12 protein-coding genes are annotated in these 22,798 nt (G+C 72.5%); 4 read left to right on the top strand and 8 right to left on the bottom strand.

Features of this window, described 5'->3' with window-relative positions:
* Positions 1-116: 116 nt before the first annotated feature.
* From IEY93_RS02745 to IEY93_RS02735, 3 genes are all read right to left on the bottom strand, one after another.
* Positions 117-1,049 (bottom strand): hypothetical protein, encoded by a 933-nt coding sequence (locus IEY93_RS02745; RefSeq protein ID WP_189161321.1) that lies wholly within the window; start codon positions 1,047-1,049, stop codon positions 117-119.
* 144 nt (positions 1,050-1,193) lie between these two features.
* On the bottom strand, positions 1,194-4,736 hold the full coding sequence (locus tag IEY93_RS02740; RefSeq protein ID WP_189161320.1) for an NIDO-like domain-containing protein: 3,543 nt from the start codon (positions 4,734-4,736) through the stop codon (positions 1,194-1,196).
* Between the two features lie 7 nt (positions 4,737-4,743).
* On the bottom strand, positions 4,744-7,365 hold the full coding sequence (locus IEY93_RS02735; protein WP_189161319.1) for a M4 family metallopeptidase: 2,622 nt from the start codon (positions 7,363-7,365) through the stop codon (positions 4,744-4,746).
* Between the two features lie 312 nt (positions 7,366-7,677).
* Here IEY93_RS02735 and IEY93_RS02730 point away from each other — a divergent pair, with 312 nt between their 5' ends.
* Positions 7,678-10,536, top strand: coding sequence for a choice-of-anchor L domain-containing protein (locus IEY93_RS02730; RefSeq protein ID WP_189161318.1), 2,859 nt, complete (start codon positions 7,678-7,680; stop codon positions 10,534-10,536).
* Between the two features lie 255 nt (positions 10,537-10,791).
* Here the strand turns inward: IEY93_RS02730 and IEY93_RS02725 are convergent, their stop codons facing one another.
* Positions 10,792-11,778, bottom strand: coding sequence for a polyprenyl synthetase family protein (locus IEY93_RS02725; protein ID WP_189161317.1), 987 nt, complete (start codon positions 11,776-11,778; stop codon positions 10,792-10,794).
* A 173-nt stretch (positions 11,779-11,951) separates the two neighbouring features.
* The gene (locus tag IEY93_RS02720; RefSeq protein WP_229690797.1) at positions 11,952-12,926 is read right to left on the bottom strand and encodes a substrate-binding domain-containing protein; all 975 of its coding nucleotides are present in this window, start codon (positions 12,924-12,926) and stop codon (positions 11,952-11,954) included.
* A gap of 447 nt (positions 12,927-13,373) precedes the next feature.
* Between IEY93_RS02720 and IEY93_RS02715 the strand changes: the two genes are divergently transcribed.
* The gene (locus IEY93_RS02715; protein ID WP_203968325.1) at positions 13,374-14,744 is read left to right on the top strand and encodes a pectinesterase family protein; all 1,371 of its coding nucleotides are present in this window, start codon (positions 13,374-13,376) and stop codon (positions 14,742-14,744) included.
* An 87-nt stretch (positions 14,745-14,831) separates the two neighbouring features.
* Here IEY93_RS02715 and abc-f read toward each other — a convergent pair whose 3' ends face one another.
* The gene (abc-f, locus tag IEY93_RS02710; protein WP_189161314.1) at positions 14,832-16,469 is read right to left on the bottom strand and encodes a ribosomal protection-like ABC-F family protein; all 1,638 of its coding nucleotides are present in this window, start codon (positions 16,467-16,469) and stop codon (positions 14,832-14,834) included.
* Between the two features lie 402 nt (positions 16,470-16,871).
* Positions 16,872-17,462 (bottom strand): TetR/AcrR family transcriptional regulator, encoded by a 591-nt coding sequence (locus IEY93_RS02705; RefSeq protein WP_189161313.1) that lies wholly within the window; start codon positions 17,460-17,462, stop codon positions 16,872-16,874.
* Between the two features lie 201 nt (positions 17,463-17,663).
* Here IEY93_RS02705 and IEY93_RS02700 point away from each other — a divergent pair, with 201 nt between their 5' ends.
* Together IEY93_RS02700 and IEY93_RS02695 are read left to right on the top strand one after the other, a co-directional pair.
* Positions 17,664-19,091 carry an MFS transporter gene (locus tag IEY93_RS02700; protein WP_189161312.1) on the top strand — a complete coding sequence of 476 codons (1,428 nt, stop codon included), beginning with the start codon at positions 17,664-17,666 and terminating at the stop codon, positions 19,089-19,091.
* Positions 19,092-19,243: 152 nt separating this feature from the next.
* A complete protein-coding gene (locus tag IEY93_RS02695) occupies positions 19,244-20,074 on the top strand; it encodes a phosphoribosylaminoimidazolesuccinocarboxamide synthase (protein ID WP_189161311.1) in 831 nt (276 codons plus the stop codon).
* Positions 20,075-20,466: 392 nt separating this feature from the next.
* Here IEY93_RS02695 and IEY93_RS02690 read toward each other — a convergent pair whose 3' ends face one another.
* Positions 20,467-22,746 carry a DEAD/DEAH box helicase gene (locus IEY93_RS02690; protein ID WP_229690811.1) on the bottom strand — a complete coding sequence of 760 codons (2,280 nt, stop codon included), beginning with the start codon at positions 22,744-22,746 and terminating at the stop codon, positions 20,467-20,469.
* Positions 22,747-22,798 lie beyond the last annotated feature (52 nt).

The following is a 22,798-nucleotide window of genomic DNA, read 5'->3' as shown; positions in this document are numbered from 1 at the left end:
GGTCCGCCCCGAAACGGCGTCTCGGTACGAATACGGTCGGGTGGCACAGGAACCACGCCGCCGAAGGCGCCCATCGGGGAGAAGTACACCGCCGTCCACCGAAGGCGGGCGCGTTGTCAGCGTGGGGCGAGGCGGAGGAGCCGGTCGCGCAGCGGGGCGGGCAGGTCGGCCTGGAGGAGGCCGTTGTCGACGGCGGGGGTGCAGCCGATCAGGATCGTCACCGCGGCGGGCGGCCCTTCGGGGTAGTCGAAGATGAGGCGGATGCCGCGTTCGTGCGTGCCGGAGGTCTCGTGGCAGCCGTTCGAGCTCGGGATGGTGTCCAGGGAGTTGAGGGTCGCGGCCAGGGCGCGGGCGATGTCTCTGCCGTGCCGTTTGCGGTAGGGGGGCCTGTTGTACGTGGCGTTCCTGCACACGGTGAGCCGGCCGGGCCGTCCCGGGACCATCAGCTCGTCCTGGCCTTTGCGGGCGCCGGAGCCCTGGCAGGGGTCGTCCGGTGCGGTGGGCCGCCAGACGCCGTGCTTGTACGCGGTGGCGATGGCGGGCCCGGGGTAGGCGTTGCTGGTGGCCGTGCCGTTGGTGGTCCGCACGCAGTGGTTGACCTCCTCGGCGGTGCCCACCCACAGGGCGTGGCCGTCGGGGTAGGCGAACCGGATGAGGTAGTTGGTCAACGGTCCGCCCATCTGCGTGCACGCGCGGCCCACATCGCCGGTGACGACCGGGAGATAGGCCAGGTCGCGAGCCATCGGCGCGGCCTGGTCGGTCAGCGTGCGCGAGCCGGCCAGCCGTTCGCCGCCCGGGCGCGTGTTGTCCCCGGGGTAGGCGCAGATGAGGGCCCGCACCGGCGAGCCGGGGACGAGCGACCGCGCCGCGCCCCGGACGCGGGCCACGGCGGGCACCCAGCCGCCGATCTCGGCGCTGTCCCAGCGCTGCGGGCAGGTGGCCGGTACGGGGGAGGAGAGCGACTCGCCGGACGACGCCGTGAGCGTCGCGGCCGCCGCGCAGACCACCGCCGCCGCGAGACCGAGACGGGTCCAGGTGAGAATCTTCACGATTCCTAGACGTCGGGTCCCGGTCGTTCGGTTCGCCTTCCGCCGCGACGGCGGCGAATCCGAGCCGGGAGGGTAAGGGCGCGAACCCGGCCCGGTGAAGTTCCGGGCCGGGTTCGTGGCGGCCTCCTGCCCGCCGTACGGGGGCTAGGTGTGCGGGGCGGGGCGGATGTCGAAGGCGGTTTCGGGGTCCAGCGGTCCACGGATGAGCAGGATGTCGGGGCCGTAGGCGTTGGACACGCCGACCGCGGTCTCGCCGTTCCTGACCTCGGGGTCGTCGGGGAGGTCGCGGTACTGGTAGAGGATGCGCCCGTCCGGGTACAGCACGGCCTCGAAGGTGACGCGCAGGTCGCTCGTGCCGACCAAGAGGTCGCGCCACTCGACGACGAACGACTGGCCGGCGGTGGCCGTGCGCACCGAGGACCGCCCGTCGTAGCGCAGCTGGTGGTTGTACGGGGCCGCCCAGGACCACTTGCCGCTCATCAGGTCGTAGAAGAGCAGCAGGCCCGGGCCGGTGACGCCGACGCTGGTGAAGGTGTCGCCGGACAGCGGGAAGGCGAACGGGAGCGGCACCATGGCGCTGGTCGTGGCGTTCACGGCGACCACGTCGGTGCCCTCGACCCAGGCCTTCGGCTTGCGGGTGCAGGCCCAGCCGGAGTGGTCGATGGGCATGCCCTCGGTGAGGTCGACCACGATGTCACCGTTGACGGTGAGCCGCTTCTGCGCGAGTACCTCGCAGGCCCGGGTGAAGACCTGGATCCACTGGGTGCCGCCGCGCACCTCGGTGAGCCGGTAGGAGCCGTCCGCGCCCGTGGTGGCCACGGGTACGCCGGTGTCCATGACGGCGACGGTGGCGCCGGGGAGCGGCTTGCCGGAGCTGTCGCGGACGGTACCGGTGACCGTGCCCCTGGCCGGATACAGGGTGATGTCGGCGTTGATCACCTGCCCCTCCTCGGCGATGGCGACATCCTTGCGCCAGTAGGCCCACTCGGGCTCGCTGACGGTGAGCACGTAGCCGCCGGTGGGGGCGTAGAGCCGGTAGACGCCCGAGGCGTCGGTGACGGTGTCCACCACGGCCTCGGCCGACCGCACCAGCGAGACCTCGACGTCCTTGACCGGCGCGCCGGTGGAGTCGCGGACGATGCCCTGGACGACGCCGGAGCCGTAGAAGCGAATGCCCATGCCGGACCGCAGCACCGGCTCGTTGACCGAGTAGTCGAAGCCGATCATGCCGGTGCCGTTCTCGATGCCGACCGTGGCGGAGGAGCCGCGGGGCATCAGGCCGCTCGACAGGGACTTGTACTGGAAGAGGATCTGCCCGTTCTCGTGGAGTTCGGCGGAGAAGGTGAGCCGGGCTGTCGGCTGGGCGACCAGGGAGACGTTGCGCCACTCCACCACGTAGCGCCGGTTGGGCGCGGTGCCGAGCGTGGTCGTGAGCACCTGGGCCGAGGAGTCGACCAGCAGGTCGTCCCAGAAGGCGTAGATCGCCGCGTTCGGCAGGCCGCCGCTCGGGATCGGGCCGTTGAAGGAAAAGGTGCTGAGCCGCTGGAAGTTGATGAAGCCGTTGGTGGAGATCCAGGCCTTGGTGTACGGCTTGCCGTACAGCGGGAAGGTGAACGGCAGCGTGACGGCCAGGCCCGCGTCGTCGCCGGTCAGGGCGAGGGCCGTGCTGCCGGGCTGCCAGCTCAGCTGCGGGATCACGTCGCACTTGTTGCCGAAGTCGTCCTTGCGCAGCGGGGTGTCGATCGGCAGGATTTCATCGCCGTCCACCTCGAGGGTGACGGTGGTGGAGCCGCCGCACCGGGCGCCCTTGACGTTGATCCGCCAGGTGCCGATCGGCACGCCGAACATGGCGAACGTGCCGTCGGACTCGGTGGTCACCGGGGTGTAGGGCGCGCCGTCGATGGAGACCACGGCGCCGGGCAGCGGTTCGCCGCCGGTCTGGTGCACCTCGCCGTACACGTCGTAGCGCGGGACGGCGGACAGGGTCAGGTCGCGGGTGGTGGTGGCGCCGGCGGACACGGTGCCGGTGCCGGTGGCGGGCGCGAAGCCGAAGGCCCAGACGGAGAACGCGTAGGAGCCGGGCGGGAGCTTGAGGCTGAAGGCACCGCCGGCATCGCCCTGGGTGGTGCGCTTGACGCCGGAGGTCGTCAGGGTGACGGTCGGGTTCGGCACGGGGGAGCCGGTGCCGTCCCGTACCGTGCCGGTGAGCGTGCCGGTGGTGCCGCGCGGCGCGAAGGTCACGGCGGCGAAGGCGTCCAGCTTGCCCTGGCCCCACACCCGGTTGTCGGCGCTGCTGCCGCCGCAGCTGTAGTCGGTGACGTCCACGGCCGTCTCGTCGAGCATCCGCCGGGTGGCGGCGACGTCGCCGCGCAGGGCGGGCGCGGCCGACCACAGCAGCGCGACGGCGCCGGCCACGTGCGGCGTGGCCATGGAGGTGCCGCTCATCACCTTGTAGTCGCCGCCGGGCACCGACGACCGTACGGCGTCGCCGGGGGCGGTGATGTTCGGCTTGGTCCAGGTGCCCTCGGGGTCGCCGCGGCTGGAGAACGCGGCGATCGTGCCGTTCGCCCCGAACGCGCCGACGGCATAGGTGTTCTCGTAGTCGCCGGGGGAGTGCGCGGTGCCGCACTCGGGGCCCTCGTTGCCGGCGGCGAACAGCGGGAAGATCCCCGAGTCGACCCAGGCGTTGACGATCTCCTGGTAGAAGGGGTCGCCCGCGTCGCCGCCCCAGGAGTTGCTGACCAGGTGCGGCGCGAGGTCGGGGCGCGGGTTCTGGCCGCGCAGGTCGGTGGGGGCGAGCATCCACTGGCCGGCCGCGAGCAGGGCGGTGTCGCTGCACGAGCTGGTCGCGCAGCCCTTGGCGCTGATCCAGGTGGCGCCGGGCGCCACGCCGATGCCGCCGGCGCCGACGATGGTGCCCATCGTGTGGGTGCCGTGCCCGTTGTTGTCGCACGGCGTCACCGAGGGGGCGCCGCACACCAGCGTGGGGTCGAACCAGTTGTAGTTGTGGTCGTAGGTGCCGTCGGCCTTCCTCCCCCGGTACTGCGCTGCCAGAGCCGGGTGGTCGTACTGCACGCCGGAGTCGATGGTCGCGACCACGATGCCCTCGCCCCTGGTCCCGAGTTCGGACCAGACACGCGGGGCGCCCACGCGGTCCACGCCCCACTCCACGCCGGCCGCGGCCCGGGCGACCGCCTCGGCGGTGGCGACCGGCTCGGGCAGGGAGACGGTGCCGGCCGGCCGCACCCGGGCGACGTCGGGCCGTTCGGCCAGCCTGCGCACCAGGCCGGGGTCGGCGCCGCGTACCAGCACCGAGTTGACCAGCCAGTACGGGGTGAATGCCGCGCCGGACTCGCGCAGGAAGGACCGCAGGCCCTTCTGGCTGCGCTCGGCGGTCGCGCGCAGCGTGCGGAACCCGTACTCCGCCTTCTCTGCGTGGCCGCGCAGCCTGCGCCCGCCGGACAGGTCGGCCTTCTCCTTGAGCATGACGAACACGTCGGCCGTGTCCCGCTCGGCGAGCGGGGCGGTGACCACACGGTCCAGCCGATCCGGCAGGGGCGGGTCGCCGGCGGCGGCCGGTACGGCGGATCCCAGCAGCAGAGCGGGGACCAGCAGGGCCGGCAGCAGGCGGCGCAGGGGGATGCCCGAGCGCAGGCTTCCGGGGCGCGCGGGGGGTCTCAGGCGCATGGAGTTCCTATTCGAAGAGGGAGTCGAGGTAGGTGAGCGCCTGGTTGGCCGTCATGCCGACCATCGCCTGGATGTCGGCGTACTCGCGTTCCGAGCGGGCCAGCGCCGGCCACATCCCGTCTCCGCCGGAGTCCTCGTCGGCCTGGACGTAGGCGTCGACCACGCCGTTGATCTCGTCCACCAGCGACTGCGTGATGAAGACCCGGTCGCCCGCCGACGTGCCGACCGTACGGAAGGCGGGCTCCAGCGACTGCATCACGTGCGCGGTCTTTCGGCGGAGGTCGTCATCGGAGGTGAGCAACTCCATCGCCCGGCTGTTGGCGCGCGAGTAGAGCTGGGCGTAGTGCATGACCGCGCCGGACTCGGCGTTCTCGAACATGCCGCGCAGGCGCAGCAGTGCGGCGACGGTCGCGTCGGTGCTGGAGCCCTGGGGGTCCAGCGCTTCCAGGCCCACCCCGGACAGCGACTCGTCGGCGAAGCAGAGGCAGAACTGGCGCGGCGACTCGTAGGAGCCGTCGATCCCAACGGCCCCGAAGGCGCGCCAGGTCTCCAGCATCTCCGGCGAGTTCTTGCCGTACAGGTCGGAGGCCGCCTGGATGGCGCCCGCGCGGGTGTCGGAGAAGCGGGAGCGCGGGCCGAGCATGATGCTCAGGTCGCGGTAGGCGATCTCGGCGGTCTTCGGGATGCCGATGCGGGTGGCCAGGATGTACCAGGCGTGGCTGGGGATCAGGCTGTTGAAGTGCACCCACCCGCCGTCCAGGCAGCCCAGCCAGTACTCGCTGTAGTGGGCGGGGTGCGGCCTGCCGTCGAAGCTGATCGCGTGCGGGTCGGCCAGGTCGCGGATGACGCCGAGCGAGCTGCCCTCGCCGGCCTTCCACGAGGTGCTGCCTTTCAGCTTGTACTCGGTGAAGGCGGCGAAGACGTCGGAGAAGCTCTCGTGCAGCGCGCCGCCCTGGAAGTAGGAGAACAGTCCGGCCGTGGAGTACGTCACGCCGTGCTGCCACTCGTGCGCCACGATCGTGAGCGTGGCGGTGCCCTCGCCGAACATGGTCTCGCCGGTCAGCGGGTCGAAGAACGCGTTCTTGACCGGCGAGTTGTCGCGGTTGTTGGAGTACCGCGCGGAGGACCGCATCGGCGCGCCCTCGCCGTCCCAGCTGTCCCGGCCGAAGGTGGACATCATGTAGTCGTAGAAGTGGCCGCTGTTGTCGTAGACCTTGTTGACGTCGTCCACCGCGACCGGTCCCTGGCCCTCGGTCCTGGCGGGCCCGCCGCTGGGGCGTGGGTGGTTGTCCAGGTCCCAGACGCTGCGGTTCTTGTACTCCAGCCGGCCTGGCTCGAACTTGACGATCCGGCCGGTGCTGAGCGCGTCGATGGAGAAGATGGTCGAGCGTCCGTCGTCGGCGACCATCGGCACCCGCCAGACCAGAGTGGCCGGCACCGGCTTGCCGGGGTCGGGTTCGTCGGGCAGCAGCAGGAGCTCGGGCGGCGCGCCGGCCCTGGCGCCGGGCATGGCGCGCCCGGCGGCGGCCACCGCGCCCTGGGCGGCGAGGGTGGGCCTGGTGCCGGAGGGCACCAGGTCGGGGATGAAGTAGTTGGTCAGGCCGCGCACCGTCGCGCCCTTGGCGTCGCGGTGCACGCCGACCCGCGCGCCGTACACCGGGACGCCGTCGACCTCCTGCTGGAACCAGTCGTGCTTGAGTCCCAGCGGGTCCTCGGGTCGGGCGGGCAGTGCGCGCAACTGCGCGACGGGGTCCTTGGCGGCGAAGAGCCCGGCGTTGGCGCGCAGCCAGCTCTTGACGCCCTTGCCGGCCGGGCTTTCGATGCTCAGCATCGTGGCCACGCCGAGCCAGGGGTCCTTGGCCACGGCGGGGCCGGCGCCGGGGGCGATCCGCTGCCCGCTCGCCGCGTCCTTGACGCCGACCTTGGCGAGCGCCTCGGCCACCCCCGGGCGCAGGTAGCCGACCGGCGCGGGCTCGGGCGGGCCGGCGGCCGCCATGGTGATGGGCAACTCGGCCGCGCCCTGCGGCGCCGGGGCGGCCACCGCCGAGCCCGAGACGGCGAACTGGGCGACCAGCAGGATGGCGGCGGCCGTGGCCAGCACCTTGACGCGGCGGGCGGCCTGGCCGGCCAGGCCGGCGGCGAAGCACACGGCCAGGCCGAGGACGAAGGCCGAAGGCGCGGGCGTGGTGACCACCGCGAGCTCGCCGGGGGCCACGGCCGCGGTGATCGCGGCGGCGGCGGTGAGGACGGCGGCGTAACCGGCCGACGCGGCCAGCAGCCGCCGTCTGCCCCGGGTGAGCAGGCCCGCCACCAGGCCGGCGGCCACCGGTCCGAGCGCGACCAGGACCAGCGGCGATCCCTGGAGCAGGAACCGGGCCGGCCAGATCCGGCCGCCCGTCGAGAGTGTGGGGGACCACCAGTCGACCGGGCCGCCGGTGGCCGCCGCGGCGGCGGCGGTGACGCCGTTCGCGCTACCGGTCAGGTAGCCGCCGACGAGCCCTTCGGCCCCGGCCACGAACAGGTCCAGCACCGCCCACGTCACCGCGACGCAGACCGCCGCCGCGATGGCGCCGACGGATAACGCGGCGACGGTGGCACGGTAGACGTTCACGTTCTTCGCCGAGCGCATGACAAGCCTCCACACATGAGCGGTGGGTAGCCGGAGTGACTCAAGCCGCCCTGCGCTCAGGCATGCGTCGGCCCACGACCGGCATTGGGGCCAAACGGGCGTCGAAGATCGGCAGCGATGATCAACCGGAGTATCCGGCGGGAAATCCGGTTCCGTCAATATCCAATTTTTCGGTCTTGACCGACACCTTGTGGATATGTACGTTTACGTCGCTTTGATCTTGGCGCCACTGATCCCGGCCGGGTCCGCCGTGCCACGAAACGTCCGAAACCGGCTTCTTCTCACGGCTCGACCCCAGCCTGGAGGCATCCGATGCGTCGCAGGTTCTTGTTGGTCATGCTCGCCGTCGTGCTGGCAGGCACCGGAGCGAGCGTCCCCGCCTTCGCCGATTCCGGCGAACCGAATCCACCGGACTCATCGCCGTCTTCGTCACCGCCCCCGGAGCGGCACACGATCTCGCCCGGCTTCCCGGGCGGCGACAAGACCGCCCGTGAACGCGCCGCCAAAGCGCGTCAGACCCGCGAGGCCCAGTCGCGGAGCGTCACCACGCTGGACGTCGACGCGGGCAGCGTGACCCCGGTGGGCACGGGCACGGACGCGGCCCTCGCTCTGGGCCGGGCGCTGGTGCCCGACAGCAGCCTGGCCGGCGCGAAGTACGTCACCACCCCGCCCACCTCCGGCACCAACGGCGTGGCCGTCGGGGTGGCCGGAGTCTCCGGCACCTCGGTCCTGCTGACGACCGGCGACGCCACGCTGGCCCCCCAGCCCAACGAGTTCCACTCCTCCGGCCGCGACTCCGGCGGCGGCAAGGTACGCGGCGACAGCGCCTACGACGTCACCGTGCTGCAGGTGGACCTGGACGTGCCCGCGGGGGTCAGCTGCCTGACCTTCGAGGTGAAGTACCTCACCGAGGAGTTCCCCGAGTTCGTCCGGACCGCCTACAACGACGGCTTCGTCGCCGAGCTGGACCGGACCACCTGGGCGACCAACGACTCCACCATCTCGGCGCCGGACAACTTCGCCTACGACCCCTCGGGCAACGTCATCTCCACCAACACCACCGGCCGGCTGGCGATGACCGCCTCGGCCGCGGCCGGCAGCACCTACGACGGCGCCACGCCCATGATGCGGGCGGCCACCCCGATCACCGGCGGCGCGCACAAGCTGTACCTGTCGATCTTCGACCAGCACGACGCGGTGTACGACTCCGCGGCACTGGTGCGCAACCTGCGCTACACCCAGGACGAGGAGGCCGACTGCGGGGGCGGGGCCAAACCGGCCACCAAGCCGGTGGTCTTCGTGCCGGGCATCCTGGGCAGCAAGCTCGTCGACGAGACGGCGGAGTGGTGGCCGGGCGGCTCCAAGCTGCTCAGCCCGACCGACGCGCACCTGGACAACATCATGCTCAACGACGACGGCAAGACCGACGCCAACGGCAACGGGGTGTACGCGCCGGAGGTCCTGATGAACGTCCTCGGCGCGGTCCCGATCTACAGCAAGGCCGTCTCGCTCCTGCAGGGTCACGGCTACGTCCTGGGCGACATCGACAATCCGCAACCGGGTGAGAACCTCTTCCTCAACCCCGTGGACTGGCGCAAGTCGGCGAACGACAACGCCGGGAGGCTGCTGGACCGGATCGAGGAGATCAGGCAGGTCACCGGCGCCGAGCGGGTCAACATCATCGCCCACTCGCAGGGCGGGTTGGTGACCCTGGCCGCCGTCCGCATGCAGCGGTCGTTCGGCAAGATCAACCGGATCGCCACCATCGGCACGCCCTACCTGGGCGCCGCCAAGGCCCTGGGCGTGATGCACTACAAGACTCCGTGCGTGATCGACATCCTCACCCGGTGCCTGATCAACCGGAACGAGGCCGCGAAGATCACCCGTAACTTCCCGGGCTTCCTGGAACTGCTGCCCTCCGACGACTACTTCGACGTGGTCCAGCCGCCGGTCAACCGCGTCCCGGGCGGCCCGCTCACCCCCGACCAGGTGCGCGACATGCTCAGCGACAAGAACCTCGCGCTGATCGACCAGGCGCGCGCGTGGCACCGGGCGGCCGATAGGTGGGACCCCGTCGACGGAAGGATCGGGCTCACCCGCCTGGTCGGCACCGGCGTCACCACCCCGGTGAGCTTCGACGAGGTCGACGAGGAGCAGTGCGACGAGAAGCACGGCTGGTGGAAGAAGTGCACCAAGGGCAAGGGCGTGACGATCAACTGGAGCGACCAGGGCGACGGCACGGTGCCGCTCGGGTCCGCCCGGCTCACCCCCGAACTGCGCGGCAACACCGGGACGCCGGAGGAGTACCCCGGCGTCAAGCACCAGGCGCTGCCCAACACCGCGCAGGTCATGGACATGGCCGTCAACTCGATCCAGGGTGATGGGCCGACCGGCACCCTGGCCCCCCAGAAGCAGGAGGCCGAGCCGGTCCAGGCCGCCGCGGCCGCCGGCGGCCTGACCGGGACCGAGATCATGATCAGGGGGCCGGTCAACCTGCTGCTCACCGACGCCGCCGGCCGGCGTACCGGGTTCACCGACCCGTCGACGGAGATCGAGCTGGAGGACATCCCCGGCAGCACCTACGGCGCGGGCACCGGGCCCTACAAGCACATCTCGGCCTTCCTCACCCAGGGCAAGGCCAAGGCCACCATCACCGCCACGGACTTCGGCTACGTCTACGTCCGGCTGCGCAGCTACGTCAACGGCGTCATCACCTCGACGATCCCCTACGCGCCGATCCTGATCGCCACCGGCGACCACATCACCCTCAATGGCGAGGGGGTGACCGTTCCGGTCAGCAGGGTGTCGGTGACGCCCTGTGACGCGGGCTGCCCCGCGGAGGACCCGCTGCCCACCGTGACCGGCTCCGCCGCCGACGACGAGACGCCGCCCAACACCACCGTCACCCTGGACTACGACCAGCTCGACGGCAGGAAGCGGGTGCACATCGACGCCGGCGCCACCGACAGCGGAGGCGCCGGGGTGGAGCGCATCGAGTGGGCGATCGAGTCCAGCGACCCGGACGAGCCGACGCAGTACCAGAAGTACGGCCTGCCGTTCTACTGGATGAAGCCCACCGGCTCGACGGCGACCTGGACCCTGCACCTGCGCAGCATCGACAAGGCGGGCAACATCGACGGCTCCTACCTGAAGACCCCGCTCAACCTCTGACCCGGCCAGGCCTGGCCGCGATGCCTGACGGTGTCCGCGGCCGTGCCCGGGGCGCGGCGAGCCCGGCCGCGCCCCGGGCGGCCAGGCCGGGCGGTCGGCTCCGGCGGCCCGGGGTTCCGCGCCGGAAATCCGCCGGCCATGTCGTGGCCGATCGCACACGGTCGAATGCGAAAGGGGCACCGACCGGCCTCGTCCATCCCGGCGTCGGCTCAGGCGGCGAACCTCCGGCCGGTGGTCGGTCCGGGTGATGGTCGGTCAGGACGAGCGGGAGGCCACCAGGTCGCACAGCGGCTCCAGGACCCGCCTGGCCGGGCCGTCCGGGAGCCGGAGCGCGGCCGCGCGTGCCCGGCCGGCGTACCGGGCCACCTCCGCGCGGGCGGCGGCCAGTCCCGGCGAGGACCGCAGCAAGGCCAGCGCCTCGGCCCGCAGGTCCGCGTCCTCGACCGGGCCCGTGGCCAGGATCTCGCCCAGCCGCCCGCCCTCCCGGACCGCCAGCAGGGCGGGCAGGGTCATCACCCCCGCCCGCAGGTCGGTCCCCGCAGCCTTGCCCGCCCGGTCCGCGCCCGACACGATGTCGATGACGTCGTCGGAGAGCTGGAACGCGACGCCGAGGGCCTCGCCGTACTCGCCCAGCGCCGCCACCGTCGCGGCGTCCGCGCCCGCGCAGATCCCGCCCAGCCGTACGGCCAGCGCGATCAGCGACGCCGACTTGTCGCCGACCACCTCAAGGTGGTGCTCGACCGGATCCTGTCCGGGCCGGGGCCCCGCGACCTCCCTGACCTGGCCCCGTACCAGCCGCTCGAACGCCTGGGCCTGCATACGGCGCGCCGCCTCGTCCAGGTCCACGCTGAGCGTGGCTCCCCGGGCCACGAGGTGGTCGCCCACCAGGATCGCGATCTTGTTGTTCCACCGCAGGTGCGCGCTCGGCACCCCGTGCCTCAGCGGCGCCTCGTCCATCACGTCGTCGTGGTGGAGGGAGGCGGCGTGGATCAGCTCCACGACCACCGCCGCGTCCAGCACCGAAGCGCGCTCCGGATCGCCGAACTGGGCTCCCAGCAGCACCAGCAGCGGGCGCCAGCGCTTGCCGCCCGCGTCCAGCAGATATCCGGCGGCCTGGCCGATCAGCGGATCGGGGGAGTCCGTGGCGGTTTCGCGCAACCGGGTCTCGACTTCGGCCATGCCCTTGCGCAGGCGCTCGGCCAGCTCGGGATCAGGTACCACAAGTTGCTCAATAGCCGACATGCCACTTCTCCGCGCCGATGTCTTGATTCCGGAGACTCTAGCCCCAAGATCCACGTCGTGAGAGAAGCCCGCATCCTGCTGCTCGGGGGCTGTTCGCGTGCAGCTCCAGGGGCCGCAGGTCTGAGCGGACCGGACGGCGTGCGAGGGCCGGCTGGCGTAGGGGGCTGATCGGGTCAGGCCGGTGGGGCGGTGCTGGCGCGGACGACCAGCTCGGCCGGGAAGATCTGCTCGCTGTGCGGTGGCGGCTCGCCGTTGGCGATGTTCAGCGCCATGGTGAGCGCGGCCGCGCCCATGTCGCTCAGGGGCTGGCGGATCGTGGTGAGGGCCGGGCCCATCCAGGGGGTCAGGGGCAGGTCGTCGAAGCCCACGACGCTGAGGTCGGCGGGGATGCGCAGACCCGCCTCCCGGGCCGCCTCGTAGACCCCCAGCGCCTGGATGTCGTTGCCGACGAACACGGCCGTGGGGGGACGTTCCAGAGCCAGCAGCGCGCGGGCCTCGCGCAGGCCGCCGCCGACCAGGAAGTCGCCGTGCCGGATCAGCTCGGGGTCGACGGGGACCTGCGCGCTGTCGAGGGCGGCGCGGTAGCCGTCCAGGCGGGCGCGCCCGCACAGGATGTCCGGCGGGCCGCTGATCATGCCGATCCGCCGGTGCCCGAGGGCGAGCAGGTGCCGGGTGGCGGCCAGGCCGCCGTTCCAGTTGGCGACGCTCACCGAGGGAGTGCGGTCGGCGAGCTCGGTCACCGGGTCGATGGCCACCAAGGGCACGCCGGCCGCGGCCAGGCTCTTGCGGTGCTCCTCGGGGGGCACGGAGAAGGCGGAGACGACGGCCAGCGGGTGGCGTTCCAGGACGTCGGTGAGCCAGGAGTCCAGCGGGGTGACCCGCCCTTCCAGCTCGGAGAACACCAGCGCGGCGCGGTTGGCGCGGGCCGCCTGCTGGACGCCCTTGACGAGCTCCAGCACCCAGGCGCTCTCCAGCTCGTGCACGACGAACTCGATCAGCCGGGTGCGGCGGGGGTTCCTGCTGCGCGGGCGGTACCCCTGGTCGATCAGCGCGGCCTGGACCTTGCGCCGGGTGCCGAGGGAGACGTCGGAGCGGCCGTTGGCGACCTTCCACGCGGTGGTGATCGAGACGCCGGCCTGGGCGGCCACCTGGGCGATTGTGGCCCCGCGCTGCCGAGGCCCGGACTCAGCCTGTTCGGCGGCAGGACCGGTGGCCGGATTCCCCATGGCGATGAGCCTAACTCATTCCCTTTGGGATAGGTCTAACTCAATCTGTCACCGGACCGGAAAAAACAGGGTGTCACGGGACCGGACCTGTGGTCACTTCTGGACGCCCTACCGGACTTCGGGGCGGGTCCGTTGTAATTTTCAGCGAATCTCCGCACATCGCCGCCACCGACCTGTGCGAATGCCTTCAGGTGGCGACGGAAAACTTTCTCCCGGCCGAATGGGGCCTGACCATGGACTGGCCACGGAGCGCCCAGACCACGAAAGGGCTTCGCCATGCGGACACGGTCACTCCTGCCGGCGGTACTACTGAGACGGTGCCGCGGCGTCGCCCGGGCGCTGTGGCCGGGACGCCGGACGGTCGCGGCCGTGACCGCGCCGGTCGCCGGGTTCCTCCTCGCCGTCGTCTCGGTCACCCATGCGTCGGCCGCCGCCGGTTGCCGGGTGACCTACACGGTCGCCTCGGAGTGGTCGGGCGGGTTCGGCGCCGAGGTCGCGATCACCAATCTGGGCGATCCGATCTCCTCATGGCGGCTGACGTGGTCGTTCGGCGCCGGGCAGACCATCGTCCAGGGCTGGAACGCGACCTTCGCCCAGAGCGGGAGCGCGGTCACCGCGACGAACGTCTCCTACAACGGCGCTCTCGGCACCGGCGCGTCCACCTCGTTCGGGTTCAACGGGAGCTGGACCGGCGCCAACCCGGTTCCGGCGTCGTTCGCCCTGAACGGCACCGCCTGCACCGGGTCCACCACCGACCCCACCCCCACGCCCTCGCCCACTCCCACGGTGACACCCACGCCGACCCCCACCCCCACTCCCACCCCGACACCGACGCCGAGCCCCACGCCGACGGGCGGCCAGCCGACGGTGGCGGCCGACGGCACCGGGAGGTACCGGACGGTGCAGGCCGCGATCGACGCGGTCCCGGCGAACAACACCAGCAGGGTCGTCATCACCATCAAGCCGGGCACCTACCGCGAGATCGTCACGGTCAACAAGCCCTACGTCACCCTGCAGGGGCTCGGCTCGTCGCCCTCGAACACGGTCATCGTGAACAACCGGTCGGCATCCAGCAGCGGGGGCACGTTCAGCAGTTACACCGCGATCATCTCGGCCCGCGACGTCGCGGCGACCAACCTGACCGTCTCCAACGACTACACCGAGAACAACACCTCCGAGGGGCAGCAGGCCGTGGCGCTGCGCATCGCCGGGGACCGCGCCACCCTGACGAACGTGCGCCTGCTCGGCGACCAGGACACCTTCCTGATCAACGATTCGGTCCGCGCGTACGTGCGCAACTCCTACATCGAGGGCACCGTCGACTTCATCTTCGGCGACGGCGTTCTGGTCATCGACAACTGCGACATCTACGAGAAGCGCAGCTCCGGCGCCCCGATCACCGCGGCCCGCACCCCGGCGGCCAAGACGTACGGCTTCCTGATCTACCGGTCCCGGATCACCGGGGCGACCGGGAACACCACCCAGCTCGGGCGGCCGTGGGGGCCGGACGCCCAGGTGCTCTACCGGGAGTCGTCGCTCAGCGCGACGATCAAGACCTCGCAGCCCTGGACCGACATGTCCGGCAACTCATGGAAGAACGCCCGGTTCTTCGAGTACCGGAACACCGGCGCGGGCGCGGGGACGAACACCAACCGGCCGCAGCTGAGCGACGCGCAGGCCGCGAACTACACCCCGCAGCGCTACCTGGCCGGCTCCGACGGCTGGAACCCGGTGGGCTGAGCCCGCGACCTCGAACGGTCCTGCCCCGGGGATGAACCCCCGGGGCAGGACCGTCCGCCGTTCGAAGACCCGGGGACGGCGGGTGGGTCAGCCGGCCTCGGGGGCGGCGGTCTCCAGCAGACGGCCGTCGGCCAGGCGGAGCCAGCGGTCCACCTTGATCTCGGCCAGGAACCGCTCGTCGTGGCTGACCACCACGAACGCGCCCTCGTAGGCGGAGAGCGCGCTTTCGAGCTGCCCCACGCTGACCAGGTCGAGGTTGTTGGTCGGCTCGTCCAGCAGCAGCAACTGCGGCGCCGGCTCGGCGCACAGCACGCAGGCCAGGGTGGCGCGCAGCCGCTCGCCGCCGGACAGCACGCCGACCGGCAGGTGGACGCGGGATCCGCGGAACAGGAACCGGGCCAGCAGGTTCATCCGCTGCGCCTCGGGCATCGCCGGCGCGAACGCGGCGAGGTTCTCGGCCACGGTGCGGTCGAGGTCCAGCAGGTCGAGCCGTTGCGACAGGTACGCGACCCGGCCCTCGGCCCGCCTGACCGTACCGCCGTCGGGCGTCAGGTCGCCGTTGACCAGGCGCAGCAGTGTGGACTTGCCCGCGCCGTTCGGGCCGGTCAGCGCGATGCGTTCGGGCCCGCGGATCGTCAGGTCGACGCCGTCCCCCGCGAACAGCGGCCGGTCGCCGTAGCGGACCAGCAGCCGCTCGCCGAGGAAGACCGTGCGCCCGGCGGGGACGTTGGTGCCGGGCAGCTCCAGCGTGATCTTCTGGTCGTCGCGCAGCGCCCGGCTCGCCTCGTCGAGCCGGGCCTTGGCATCGCTCACCCGCGAGGCGTGCGTCTCGTCGGCCTTCGCGGCGGACTCCTGCGCGTTGCGCTTCATCGTGCCCGCGAAGATCTTGGGCAGGCCGGCGTTCTTCAGGTTGCGGCTCGCGTTGCTCGCCCGGCGGGCCGCCCGCTCACGGGCCTGCTGCATCTCGCGCTTCTCCCGCTTGACCTCCTGCTCGGCGGTGCGGATGTTCTTCTCGGCCACCTCGCGCGCGGCGCGGACGCTCTCCTCGTACTCGGTGAAGTTGCCGCCGTAGGACCGCAGCTCGCCCCGGTCGAGCTCGGCGATGCGGTCCATGCGGTCGAGCAGCGTCCGGTCGTGGCTGACCAGCAGCAGGCAGCCGTTCCAGGTGTCCAGCACGTCGTAGAGCTTGCGGCGGGCGTCGAGGTCGAGGTTGTTGGTCGGCTCGTCGAGCAGCAGGACGTCGGGCCGGCGCAGAAGCTGCGCGGCGAGCCCCAGTGAGATGACCTGGCCGCCGCTGAGCGTGTCCAGCCGCCGGGTGAACGGGAGATCGGCGAGGCCGAGACGGTCGAGCTGGGCGCGGGTGCGCTCCTCGATGTCCCAGTCGTCGCCGATGACGGCGAAGTGCTCCTCGCCGGTGTCCCCCGACTCGATGGCGTCCAGGGCCCTGATCACCGGGGCGATGCCGAGCACGTCGGCCACGGTGAGGTCGCCGGACAGGGGCAGGCTCTGCGGGAGGTAGCCGAGCACGCCGGAGACGGTGACGGAGCCGTGGCGCGGCCGGAGCTCGCCGGCGATCAGCTTGAGCAGCGTGCTCTTGCCGGCGCCGTTCGGGGCGACGAGGCCCGTACGGCCGGCGCCCACGGTGAAGGAGAGGTCCTGGAAGAGGGAGGTGTCGTCGGGCCAGGAGAAGGAGAGGCTGGAGCAGACGATGAACGCGTCGGACATGTGACAGACCTTGAGGACGACGCGGGCACGCCGGGGCGGCGGCCCAGCGGATGCGGACGAGGTGGACGAACGACGGCACGGCCACGCAGGGGCGCTGCTGCGCTCAACCCGCGGGCGGTATTTCCGGTATCACCCGGAGATGTCGTCGTCACCTGCCATGTCACGTCTCCCAGATAGAGGTCAGGGGCTGCCCACTATAGCAACCTCCGGGGGGGCGCCCGGTCACCGTCACCGGCCTAGTGGTCCGGCCAGAGGCGCCGGTGCGGCACGAGCAGGGGTGCCGCCGGAAGGGCCTGGCCGCCCATGCCGCCTCGGGCAGGTCTTCACCGCCGACACGACCGGCAATGTCGTGATCCTGAGGCTCGCGACCGCGCTGAGGGAACAGGGCCGGGCCGGCCGGGCTCAGAGGGTGGGGGCCGTGTGCTGGGCGCGGATGCCGTCGAGGGCGAAGCCGAGGACGCGCTCGCGCTGCTCGTCGTCCACGAAGGCCGCGGACAGCAGGCCCGCGACCATGCGCAGGACATCGTCGAAATCGGCGTCCGCACGGGCCTGGCCGGCCTGCTGGGCGCGGGCGAACAGCGGCTGACCCGCGGCGTACATCGCCTGCCGGCAGGAGCGGAACATCTCCGAGTCGCGGTTCAGCGCCTCGGAGATGGCGCGTTTGGTCGCGGCGAAGGAGGCGAAGTCGCCCAGCCAGGTGACGAAGCCCTCCCACGGCGGCATGCCGCTCACCTGCTGCGACGCGCGGCACAGTGCCTCCACCTCGCCGACGTACACGCTCTCGAAGAGGTCTTGGCGGGTGGGGAAGTTGCGGTACAGGGTGCCGATGCCGACTCCGGCGCGGCGCGCGATGTCCTCCAGCGAGGCGCCGGTGCCGTGCTCGGCGAACGCCTCGCGGGCGGCGCAGAGCAGGGCGTCGAAGTTGCGCCGGGCGTCGGCGCGCTGCGGGCGGCGCACGGTGACACCGGTGACGGATGGCGCCTGCTCGGTCACGCTCGGCCTCCTCTGTGACCCCGGTTGAACCGGAGGTATGCCTCCGCTATTGTGGAGGTGTGCCTCCGGTACGGCTCCGCTGATGCGGAGGCTCCCCTCCAATTTACCGCGCGCCGCGGCTCGGCCGCGCCCGCTCCCGCCACGCACGGCACACGGCGTACGACCCCGTGTGCCCGCGTGATGACCCACTGAAGGACCCTCATGGCAGGCAAGACCTCCTCACATCGGCTGACCTTCGCCGTGCTGTCGGCCGCCGCGGCGTCGTTCGCGATGCTGCAGTCGCTGGTCGGCCCGGTGCTCCCCACCATCCAGCACGACCTGGCCACCACCCAGAGCGCCGTGACCTGGGTGCTGACCGCGTGGCTGGTGTCGGCCTCGGTCGCCACCCCGCTGCTCGGCCGGATCGGCGACATGCTCGGCAAGGACCGCACGCTGCTCGTCGCCCTGGGCGCGATCGCGCTGGGCAGCCTCGTCGCCGCGCTCGCCCCCACCATCGAAGTGCTCATCGCCGGCCGGGTGATCCAGGGCCTCGGGGGCGCGGTGTTCCCGCTGTCGTTCGGCATCATCCGCGACGAGTTCCCGCCCGAGCGGGTGTCCGGAGCGGTCGGCGGGCTGTCGGCCGTCCTCGCGGTGGGCGGCGGCCTCGGCACCCTGATCGCCGGGCCCATCGTCCAGCTGCTGAACTGGCGGTGGCTGTTCTGGATCCCCATGGTCGTCGTCGCCGCGACCGCCGTCCTCGCGCACCGGTACATCCCACGGTCCCCCGTCCGGACCGAGGGCCGCGTCGCCTGGCCGGCCGCGGCGCTGCTGTCGGGATGGCTGGTGGCCCTGCTGATCCCGCTCAGCAACGGCGCGGCGTGGGGCTGGACCTCGCTCCCGGTCATCACGCTGCTCGTCCTCGCCGTGCTCGCGTTCGCCGGGTGGATCGCCGTGGAAACGCGATCGAGCGCGCCCCTGGTGGACATGCGCATGATGCGGCTCCCCGCGGTGTGGACCACCAACCTGGTGGCACTGCTCTTCGGCGCGGGCATGTTCTCGGTGGTGGCCTTCGTGCCGATATTCGTGCAGATCCCGTCGGCCACCGGATACGGGTTCGGCTCCAGCGTCACCGAGGCCGGGCTGATGACGCTGCCCATGCTCGTCACGATGGCCGTGGCCGGCGGCCTCAGCGGCCCCATCTCGCCGGTCATCGGCGCCAAGGCCCAGCTCGTGTGGGGATCGGTGCTCTGCCTGGTCGCCTGCCTCCTGCTCGCCGCCTACCACGACCGGCCGTGGCAGATCGCGCTCGCCGAGGGCATCATCGGCATCGGCATCGGCCTGGCCTACGCCGCGATGACCGGCCTGATCGTGCGCAGCGTGCCGGCGCACCAGACCGGCGTCGCGGGCGGCATGAACGCCAACATCCGCACCATCGGCGGCTCGATCGGCACCGCCGTCGTCGGGACGGTCATCGCCTCCGGCGCCCGGCCGGACGGCCTGCCGCAGGAGTCCGGCTTCACGTACGCCTTCCTGCTGCTGGCGGCGTGCGCGGCGGTCACCGTCGCGCTGACGCTGCTGGTCCCCGCCGCCCGCCGTGCCCCGGCCCACCAGGCGGCCCCCGGCGAGGCGCTCACCGGCGCCACCCGCTGACCGTTCCCCCGGAAGCCGTCCGGCCGTCCGGCGGGCCCGCGGACGGCGAGAGCCCGCCGTGGGTGGGGAGGTGTGGCGGGGGTAACCTGGCGGACGGCGGCCGGCGCCGCCGGTCATCGCAGGTCGAGCACAGGAAGCAGGGCGCGGGCAGGGTGAAGCTCCTCCACTCAGGGAAGGTCCGGGACGTCTACGAGGACCGCGGGGACCTCATCCTCGTCGCCTCCGACCGCATCTCGGTGTACGACGTGATCCTGCCGACGCCGATCCCCGACAAGGGCAAGATCCTCACCCGGCTCTCGCTGTGGTGGTTCGAGCGGCTCGCCGACATCGTGCCCAACCACGTCATCTCGGCCACCGACGTGCCGGAGGAGTTCGCGGGCCGCGCGCTGCGCTGCCGCCGGCTGGACATGGTGCAGGTCGAGTGCATCGCCCGCGGCTACCTGGCCGGGCTCGGCCTGCAGGAGTACCGCGCGGGCGGCGCGGTGTCCGGCGTGGCGCTGCCGCCGGGGCTGGTGGAGGGCTCCAAGCTGCCCGAGCCCATCTTCACCCCCACCACCAAGGCCCAGCTCGGCGCGCACGACGAGTTCATCACCTTCGCCGACGTCGTGGCCCAGGAGGGCACAGAGACCGCCGAGGAGCTGCGCCGTCTCACCCTGGAGATCTACCGGCGCGGCTCGGAGCTGGCGGCCGGGCGGGGCGTCGTCATCGCCGACACCAAGCTGGAGTTCGGCCGGGCCGCCGACGGCACGCTCGTGCTGGCGGACGAGGTGCTGACCTCCGACTCCTCGCGCTTCTGGCCCGCCGAGCAGTGGGAGCCCGGCCGGCCGCAGTTGGCCTTCGACAAGCAGTACGTCCGCGACTGGGCCACGGGCACCGGATGGGACAAGAAGGACCCCGGGCCCGAGCTGCCCGAGGAGGTCGTCGAGCGCACCCGCGCCCGCTACATCGAGGCGTACGAACGCATCACCGGCACCTCCTGGTAACCCCCGCCGCCCCGGCCCGGGCTCCCGCCCGCACCCGGGCCTGCCCGGGCGGGTCCCCGCGCGGGCCGGCTCTGATCCGGACGCTGTATCCGGCGGGAAGGCGTCGAGGTACCGCCGGTCTTCTCGGGCCCGCCCCGGGAGCCAGCCCGGACCCGGTCCTTGCACCGGGCCTGTGCGGGCGCGCGTGCCGGTCGGTCCGGATCCGGGAGGCGCAGGCGTAGCCGGCGGGGAGGCGTCGGTACCCCCGGTCTCATCGGGTCCCGGCCCGGTTCCTCCGGGGGTGGTCCTCGCCGGGTGCCTTTGTGCGGACATGTCTTCCGGGAACCCGGCAGGCGTAGGGTCGGCAGGAGGTGCCTCCGGGAGTTCGGCAGGTGTCCGGGGTCGCGTGGACCTCAGCCGGCCGCGTTTTCCGCGATGGGGTCCTCCGGTGGCGGAGCGGCGGCGGGGGGCAGGTCGAGGCGGACTTGCTCCTCCTCGACGATCCGCCGGGCGAGCGTCTGCTCGGAGACGTCGATGGCGTCCGGAGTCGAGGCGGCCAGGTCGCTGTGCCTGGCGTACACATCGAAGATCTTCGTCTTGCCCCGCAGGATGTCCAGCATCCGCTGGTCCACGCTGTCGGTCGTCAGCAGGCGGTGGACCCGCACCCTGCGGGTCTGCCCCATGCGGTGCGCCCGTCCGATCGCCTGGCTCTCCAGGGTCGGCTTGACCTGCGGCTCGCAGATGATCACGACCGAGGCGGCCTGGAGGTTGAGCCCCAGTCCGCCGGCCTGGATCTGGCTCAGCAGCACCGCGTGCCCCGGCGCCGCCGTGAACGTGTCGACGGCCCGCTGGCGGGCGGCCGATGACTGCCCGCCGGAGATCGGCCCGTGCGCCCGGCCGCCGAGCGCCTCGTGCACCGCGGCCACCACGTCCCGGAAGTAGGAGAAGACGACGACCTTCCGGCCGCTGCCCGCCGCCTCCTCGACCAGCTCCAGCAGCCGCTGGAGCTTGGCGGAGGTCCCCGGCACGGCGTAGGCGGCCCGGCGCATCGCCATGAAGTTGCCCTCGGCCACCGCCGCCCGGTACGCGGCGAGGTCGGTCCGGCTGAACTCCTCCCACTCGTCGACCAGGACGACCTCGGGCAGCTCGGTGAGCACGTCCTCCTGGTTACGCCGCAGGTAGACCGGGGCCACGGCCCTGCGGAAGGACTGCGCGCCCGCCGCCGCGTCGCTGCCGCGGATCTCGGGCACCATGTCGGGCCGCAGGTGGCCGACCAGGCTGCGGAACTCCTCGACGCGGTTCTCCATCGGCGTACCGGTCATGAACAGCACCCGCTCGGTGCGGGCGCACCACTCGGCCACCGCCTGGGACCGGCGCGCCGCCGGGTTCTTGACGTAGTGTGCCTCGTCCACGACCAGCATGCCGAGCGCCACGTCGGCCGGCACCGGCAGCCGGTGCAGGGAGTCGATCGTGGTCACCGCGACGCCGCCCGCGCGGATCCACTCGGCCAGGCCCGCCGCCCGGTCGGGGCCGTGCAGCCGGTAGGCGGCCAGCGTGCTTCGCGCCTCGACCTCCCGCGTCCAGTTGATCACGACGCTCGCCGGGCAGGCGACCAGGAAGTGCCGTTCCCCGCACGACCAGAGGTGCGCCATGGCGGCGATGGCCTGGACGGTCTTGCCCAGGCCCATCTCGTCGCCCAGGATCACCCGCCGCTGGGTGAGCGCGAAGCGGGCGCCGAACGCCTGGTAGCCGCGCAGCGACACCCGGCGGTGCGTGTCGTCCAGCGCCTGGGCCCGCACCCGCGTCGAGACCGAGTCGGGCAGGAAGCCCTCGGCCGCCACCCGGTCGGGTTCCAGGGCGGCGATCTCGGCCAGCAGGTTGTAGTACTCGGGCGGGCGCAGCTCGAAGTCCGACCAGGCCTCGATGTCGGAGGGCGGCGGGCGGAGCAGGTCGACCGACGTCTGGCCGAGCAGCAGAGGCGTGCCGGACGCGCGTGCCGCCGCCAGCAGGCCCGCCACCTCCGCGACGGCCTCCCGCGCCCGGTGGCGGCCCTCTCGCCCCGCGAGCAGCATGCGCACCCGGCCGCGCGCGGGCTGCGCGGCGGGCAGGAGCGCCGCCAGCTCCTCCCGCACGGCTCCGGCCGCCCGCTGCGCCCGCGGCAGGTCGGGGCCGGCCGACACCAGCCGGTGCAGCGCGATCAGCAGATGGGTGGTCTCGGCCTCGCGATGGTCGACGTCGATGCGCACGGCCACGGTCTCTTCGGCGGCCCGGGCGATCTGCGCGGCGGCGGCGTGCACCTGCGCCGCGGTGCGCGCGCCGATGCCCGGGAGCAACTGCAGCGCGTACGGGGTGGCGTCCAGGATGTCGAGAACCGTGCGGTACCCGGCCTGTTCCAGGACGCCGAGCCGCAGCCGCCCGTCGGTGACGTCCTTCAGCCGCGCGGACGGGATGGCGGCCAGGTCCGCGCGCGCCGCGCGGGATCGCAGGGCGCTCAGAGCGCGCTGGACGGCGGTGCGGGCGGCGGCGTCGTCATCGAGCAGAGCCCGGGCGGCGCTCAGCAGGCGCTCGGCGTCGTCGAGCAGGGCCCGCACCTCGCCCGGCGTGGACGGCACGGCCGCGTCCGGCCGCGGCGGCGCGGGGGCTCCCGTCCCCGGGGGAACCGAGCCGGAAGGAAGCGGCGGCACGACGTTCACGCCCAAGCCTCGCCCTCCCCACGGCCGCGAACGATCAGGATCACGGTCGCGC

Source organism: Sphaerisporangium melleum (assembly GCF_014646695.1).
GTDB lineage: Bacteria > Actinomycetota > Actinomycetes > Streptosporangiales > Streptosporangiaceae > Sphaerisporangium > Sphaerisporangium melleum.
This window is presented reverse-complemented; position numbering and strand designations above follow the sequence as displayed.

Excerpts from the sequence above, each read along its gene's own strand:
- IEY93_RS02730 (WP_189161318.1), top strand. The coding sequence starts at position 7,678 with ATGCGTCGCAGGTTCTTGTTGGTCATGCTCGCCGTCGTGCTGGCAGGC.
- abc-f (WP_189161314.1), bottom strand. The coding sequence starts at position 16,469 with ATGTCCGACGCGTTCATCGTCTGCTCCAGCCTCTCCTTCTCCTGGCCC.
- IEY93_RS02700 (WP_189161312.1), top strand. The coding sequence starts at position 17,664 with ATGGCAGGCAAGACCTCCTCACATCGGCTGACCTTCGCCGTGCTGTCG.
- IEY93_RS02725 (WP_189161317.1), bottom strand. The coding sequence starts at position 11,778 with ATGTCGGCTATTGAGCAACTTGTGGTACCTGATCCCGAGCTGGCCGAG.
- IEY93_RS02740 (WP_189161320.1), bottom strand. The coding sequence starts at position 4,736 with ATGCGCCTGAGACCCCCCGCGCGCCCCGGAAGCCTGCGCTCGGGCATC.
- IEY93_RS02735 (WP_189161319.1), bottom strand. The coding sequence starts at position 7,365 with ATGCGCTCGGCGAAGAACGTGAACGTCTACCGTGCCACCGTCGCCGCG.